Genomic DNA, 6,196 nt, shown 5'->3' with positions numbered 1-6,196 from the left:
GGTGGAGGGTGTTGCCGTTCGGACACCACGAACACTAGAAACCGGCAACACTTCCATCTGCGCAGGAATGCACACTCACGGCCGAAGGTGCACTATTACGGATTCGCGCATTCACGTGCTGGATTGTCTCGTGCGGCCACTCCGCGCCACGTGCCGGCGGGGCCCGTGCCGGCGCCGCGGCCTTCAGGACCCGGCAGGGAGCCCGGGTCCTGCTCCCTCTCTTGACCTGGTTGTTCGCACCTTCCGTGGAGCCCTTCCGGGGTCGGGCCCTGCTCGTCCCGGGGAAAGCGGGCTTCGCCCACGGTCCGCTCGGTGTCGGTGTCGGCGTCGGCGTCGGCGTCGGCATCGGTGAGATCGCTACGCGAGCACCTCATGCCCCGCAAAGGCCGACCGCGGCGCGCAGGCGAATTCACGCCCCGATTACCTGGACCTCGAACAGACACCGGTCGTGATGTCTTCTCGCCTCTTCACGCACTGCCATGCGCCGTAAGCGGTCGCTCGGCGGCCTGTTCCTGTCTCGTGGGGATATTGGTTCGTTCACAGTGAAATGTCGAGAAGTAAACGTTGTTCGGCGCTCGAACGACCAAAGGTGCTGCTGGATCACATGGAAGTTTCGTCTTCTCTCTATAAATGGCATCAAGTCTCTGTCTCCCGCATGTCGGATGACGGGGGTCAAAATACCAATCGGTACGCTCGGAGGATATGGCGTGTCATGGACAATGCGCATGAACTGAGTCGCAGCAAAGGAAAAAGGCAGTTTGATGACAGATGCCGGTCGCCCTCGCCTCGTACCACGAAACATCGTCGGCTCCTTGCCTGCGTGGGTCATCGCGGTCCTGATCGCGACAGGAAGTATCGCCGCGACACCGTGTAGCGCGAACGTGTCGGCGGAACCGGTCGCGCTGGGTACGGCCGCCGGTTTCGCGGTACTGGGCGGAGCCTCCGTCACGAACACCGGGCCCACTGTCGTCACCGGAGATCTGGGGACCAGCCCTGGCGCCACGGTGACCGGCTTCCCGCCCGGCACCTTGATAGGAACCCTCCACATCGCCGACGCCACCGCCGCACAGGCTCAGGCCGATCAGCTCGCCGCCTACAACGACGCCGCCTCCCGTACTCCTGACGCCACCATCCCGACGCAGCTCGGCGGAACCACCGTGACCCCCGGCGTCTACAACTCCGCCGCGGGCACATTTCAAATTACGGGAAACGTGACGCTCGACGCCCAGGGCGACCCCAACGCGGTCTTCATCTTCCAGGCCGCCTCCACACTCATCACCGCGGCCGCCAGCACGGTGACCCTCACCGGGGGAGCGCAGGCGTGCAACGTCTTCTGGCAGGTGGGCAGCTCGTCCACCCTGGGGGCCAACACCGACTTCGCCGGTGACATCCTCGCGCTGACCTCGATCACCGTGGGCACCGGCGTGACCGTGGACGGCCGGACCCTGGCACACAACGGCACCGTCACGCTGGACACGAACACCATCACCCTGTCCGCCTGCGCGGGTCCTCCCGACAGGTCCACCACCACCACGGTGAACTCGTCATGCGCCATCAACCAGCAAAGCCCGATCACCTTCACCGCGACGGTGAGATCTCCGAGCGGAACCGTCCCCACCGGTCCGGTCGAGTTCTTCGGTGACGGAGTGAGCCTGGGCACGGCCCAGCTCGACGGCACAGGCCACGCCGAGTTGACCGTCGCCCCCCTTCCCGAAGGTGTACATGAGATCGTTGCCGTCTTTCCTGGTACGGCCGAACTGGACGGCAGCACATCACCGGTCTTCGTCCAGGCCGTCGACTCCCAGGGCTTCTGCCTGATAGAGGAATGCGGGCCGACGTGTGGCAGTGAGCCTCTGATCGAAGTGCAGTCCGCGACGGCGAAGCGCATGACCTGCCCGTCGCGCCGGCCCTCCGCGAACGCACCGGTCACCGACGGGCCCTTCAGGTTTTCCCGCCTTTATCCGGAGAATGCGCCGAACGCGTTCACTGTGAATTCAACGACCCGTAGGCCGAAGGTCGCATCATAAAGTCCTGGTATGCGTGAATGTGAACCTCGACGGACCGCTCTCCACTGCTTTCCTGTCATCGTATTATTGTGGATTTACGGTTCGGCGGCCAAGTCAACGTGTTCTGGAGTATTTATCGGGTATCCCATGATCACTACCCATGCGTCACAGAGGCTACCCTCGGGACCCCGAACGACACGGAATGATATGAATTTCACCAATAGCAGACATGTTGTGATCTCATGGCTCGGCAGGCGTGCCAGAGATCAGGGCGTCACGATGGCTCTCGTTGGTGTTTTTTCGTTTATGTCATTTCAAGCGCATGCAAGCGTGCTCAAGGAAAAATCGATCGGTATTCACCTGATCGCACAAGTCAAGGAGGGAACGCCGGTCTCCACGTGCCCTCCTGCTGCCGCCTCCCGAAGGCCGCACGCCCATGCGAGAGGTCATTGCCGGAAGAGGTGCTGCAGGCCATGTGGGTGCAAGGACAAGAGTTGCGTATGCCTGCGTGGCTCCCGCGGACCGAAAGGCAAGAAAGGACCCAAAGGCGCAACGGGTCGAACCGGCCTGCACGGCCCCCGAGGCCCGGAAGGTCCCGCGGGTGAGACTGGCGTGCCAGGACCCACCGGCCCGAAAGGACCGGCAGGAGCGACGGGCGCGACAGGCGCAGTAGGACCGCAGGGGACAACGGGCGCGACAGGGCCCGCGGGACCGCAAGGGGAAGTTGGTCCATCAGGACCTGCGGGGCCGGCGGGTGCGACGGGCGCGACAGGACCTGAGGGCCCGATAGGCCCGGTAGGCGCGACGGGTCTTGTGGGACCACAAGGAGAGATCGGTCCGGCCGGGCCTGCCGGACCGCAAGGAGAGACCGGTCCGGCAGGCCCGGCAGGTCCGGTAGGTGCAACAGGTGCGACGGGTCCTGCGGGGCTACAAGGAGGGATCGGTCCGGCAGGGCCTGCGGGACCGCAAGGGGAGATCGGCCCAGCAGGTCCTGAGGGGCTGGTGGGTGCAACCGGTGCAACAGGACTTGAGGGCCCGGCAGGCCCGGTAGGTGCAACAGGTGCAACCGGGCCTCTGGGACCACAGGGGGAGATTGGTCCAGCAGGTCCAGTAGGTGCGACGGGTCCTGCGGGGCCGCAAGGAGGAATCGGTCCGGCCGGGCCAGTGGGGGCGACGGGACTTGAGGGTCCGGCAGGTCCGGTAGGCCCAGCAGGTGCGGTGGGGCCTGCGGGACCGCAGGGGGAGGTTGGTCCGGCAGGCCCTGAGGGGTCAGCAGGACCGATGGGTGCGACAGGTGCGACAGGGGCGACGGGACTTGAGGGTCCGGTAGGCCCAGCAGGTCCGGTAGGTGCGACGGGACCGGCGGGACCGCAAGGGGAGATCGGTCCTGCGGGGCTGGTGGGTGCGACGGGACCGGCGGGACCGCAGGGGGAGGTTGGTCCGGCAGGTCCTGAGGGGCTGGTGGGTGCGACAGGCGCAACGGGTGCAACGGGGGCGACGGGGGCGACAGGACTTGAGGGTCCGGCAGGTCCGGTAGGCCCAGCAGGTGCGGTGGGGCCTGCGGGACCGCAGGGGGAGGTCGGTCCGGCAGGCCCTGAGGGGTCAGCAGGACCGGTAGGTGCGACAGGTGCGACGGGACTTGAGGGTCCGGTAGGCCCAGCAGGTCCGGTAGGTGCGACGGGACCGGCGGGACCGCAAGGGGAGATCGGTCCTGCGGGACTGGTGGGTGCGACGGGACCGGCGGGACCGCAGGGGGAGATTGGTCCGGCAGGCCCTGAGGGGTCAGCAGGACCGGTAGGTGCGACAGGTGCGACGGGACTTGAGGGTCCGGCAGGTCCGGTAGGCCCAGCAGGTGCGGTGGGGCCTGCGGGACCGCAGGGGGAGGTTGGTCCGGCAGGTCCTGAGGGGCTGGTGGGTGCGACAGGCGCAACGGGTGCAACGGGGGCGACGGGGGCGACGGGACTTGAGGGTCCGGTAGGCCCAGCAGGTCCGGTAGGTGCGACGGGACCGGCGGGACCGCAGGGGGAGATTGGTCCGACAGGCCCTGAGGGGTCAGCAGGACCGGTGGGTGCGACAGGTGCGACAGGGGCGACAGGACTTGAAGGTCCGGTAGGCGCGACAGGTGCGACGGGGCCGGTGGGACCGCAGGGGGAGACAGGGCTTCAAGGACCTCCGGGGGCGACCATCTGCTGCACCGACAGGTGGGGCGTCATCGGACGCGAATCGGATGGTGGGCCGAGCGCCGTCTATCGTGTCGGCCCGTACGAGCGAGACCCTGCCGACAGTTCCTCGGCGACCGAACCGCCGCCCTATGGTGTCGGCAGCCTGGGAATCATCGTCGGCGAGAGCCCAGATAAGATCACTTTCGGCAACGAGACGGACTTTGCGGAGTTGTCGATCAGTGATCTCACGACCCTGAGGTACTGGGCGTTCGCAGGCACCAACTCTCCGGCCGAGGTCTCCGTGCCGGGGCTGAGCATAGAGGTCGATCCCAATGTGGGCTCGGCGAACTACTCGACCCTGATCTATCTGCCTGACACCTCTACCGGTCCGTCTGCTCCCGGCTCCCAGCTGCCCAACACCTGGCAGCAGTACGACGCCGGCGCGGCCGGCAGTCAGTGGTACGCCACCGGGGCGACAGGGAGCCTGATCAACTGCACCCAGGCTTCTCCGTGTTCTTTCGATGAACTCAAGGCCGCGCTGCCGGATGCGGTGATCACGCTGAGTCTCGGGTTCAGCATGGACACCCCCTTCATCGGCGCGATCGATGGACTGCAGGTGAACAACACGGTCTATGACTTCGGGCCTCTTGGAACACGGAAGCTGGCCGTGGCGCCCTAGGTCTGTTCGTGGTTCGGATCGTCGGGATGTGGATCCGCCCGCGCGGTGCGGTCCGGCCTCGACGTGGCGTGGGACGTGGCGCGTGATGATCTCGTCGACGAGAACGGGCCATGATCGAAGCCCGTCTTCCACCGGGCGAGCTCTGCGAAGGTCCGGGCGAGCTCTACGAAGGTCCCGGGAGAGCTCTGCGAAAGGAGTGAACAGCCCGGCCGGGCGAGAGGCTCAGGCCGGACGCCGACGCTGCGGTGCCGACGCCGAACCCGGTTGAAGGCGGCCGGACCGGGGCGTTCGTGGTTAGGTTGAACCTGTCCGCCGGACGCCGTCGCCGGCCGCCGTTCTTCCCTCTCGCCCTCGGACGGGCCGCGACACCACCGGGTGCCGCATCATCCGGACCCAGGAGTGGCCTGGGCCTTCCTTCCGCTCAGACAGCTCAGACAGCTCAGGCCGATTTCCGGAGAGCCGCCCGGCCAGGTTTCACCCGCGAGGCGCCGTCTCGGGAATGGACTCGGGGTCTCCGGCCCGCCCGGAGGTCCGAGCTCAGGACGCCGTCCTAGTTGCCCCAGCCGAGAAGCCAGACCTGGCCGTTGGCGCCGTAACGGTTCTTCTGCCACGGGTATATCCGGGCGGAGCACACGCCCGTGAAACGGTTGTAGGAAGTGCAGAAACGCCATCTGTCGGTGACGTCCCAGACATTCCAGCCGACTCCGTAGGCCTGGACATTCTGGCAGCCCTCGTAGATATAGGTGGGAAGGCTCGTGCTTCCGGTACAGCCGGCCGAGGTGTAGGTGATCCGGATGCCGTCGCCACACCACGTGTGATGGGCGAGCCCCTCGGAAGCGGGGTTTCCGTATGTCGTCGAGAGATACCAGCAACCCGTCGAGGCATTGGCGGGACTGAGGCTTCCCGGCCGCTTCGCGGGAGGAAGGAGACTACCGGTGAACCTTCCCTGGTCCGTGTCGATGATGTCGGGAACCGTTTCCTTCAGACGGGACATGTCGATGTATCGATCAAGTCCCTTTCCGCGGATCTCGGCGGCCGTCAGGGCGCGCACGGTGGGCTTGGGCGGCGGTGCCACCTCCCCGGGCTGAGGTGCGGGTTCCCACGACTGGAGAGCGGGTTCCCAGGGCGCGGTCGCGGGTGCGGGCGGGTTGTCCGGAACGCTCGGCGGCGCGGGCGCGAAGGCCCCGAGGCTCAGGACGGCCGCCACCGCGAAGGCGCAGCTGACCGTGACTCGGGCGAATCGTCGCTTCAATGGCATACGGAATTCTCCTTATCAAAACAGCGCGCTGCGGGCGGAGCTCTCGGTGTCCCCGTCTACGGCGCGATCTTGACGGCGTGGAAAATATATA

3 protein-coding genes are annotated in these 6,196 nt (G+C 66.5%); 2 read left to right on the top strand and 1 reads right to left on the bottom strand.

Annotated features, from left to right (window positions below; genetic code table 11):
• The first annotated feature begins 761 nt into the window (after nt 1-761).
• Both AC5L38_RS40865 and AC5L38_RS40860 read left to right on the top strand, forming a co-directional pair.
• A complete protein-coding gene (locus tag AC5L38_RS40865) occupies nt 762-2,027 on the top strand; it encodes an ice-binding family protein (RefSeq protein ID WP_495248191.1) in 1,266 nt (421 codons plus the stop codon).
• Nucleotides 2,028-4,142: 2,115 nt separating this feature from the next.
• A complete protein-coding gene (locus AC5L38_RS40860) occupies nt 4,143-4,847 on the top strand; it encodes a hypothetical protein (protein ID WP_495248190.1) in 705 nt (234 codons plus the stop codon).
• Nucleotides 4,848-5,397: 550 nt separating this feature from the next.
• Here AC5L38_RS40860 and AC5L38_RS40855 read toward each other — a convergent pair.
• A complete protein-coding gene (locus tag AC5L38_RS40855) occupies nt 5,398-6,105 on the bottom strand; it encodes a hypothetical protein (protein WP_495248188.1) in 708 nt (235 codons plus the stop codon).
• Nucleotides 6,106-6,196 lie beyond the last annotated feature (91 nt).

Source organism: Streptosporangium nanhuense (assembly GCF_059358815.1).
Note: the sequence above shows the minus strand (reverse complement) of the source record. Positions and strands in the feature narration are given on the sequence as shown.

Bases quoted from the DNA above. Each gene is read 5' to 3' on its own strand.
- AC5L38_RS40865 (WP_495248191.1), top strand. From the start codon at position 762: ATGACAGATGCCGGTCGCCCTCGCCTCGTACCACGAAACATCGTCGGC.
- AC5L38_RS40855 (WP_495248188.1), bottom strand. From the start codon at position 6,105: ATGCCATTGAAGCGACGATTCGCCCGAGTCACGGTCAGCTGCGCCTTC.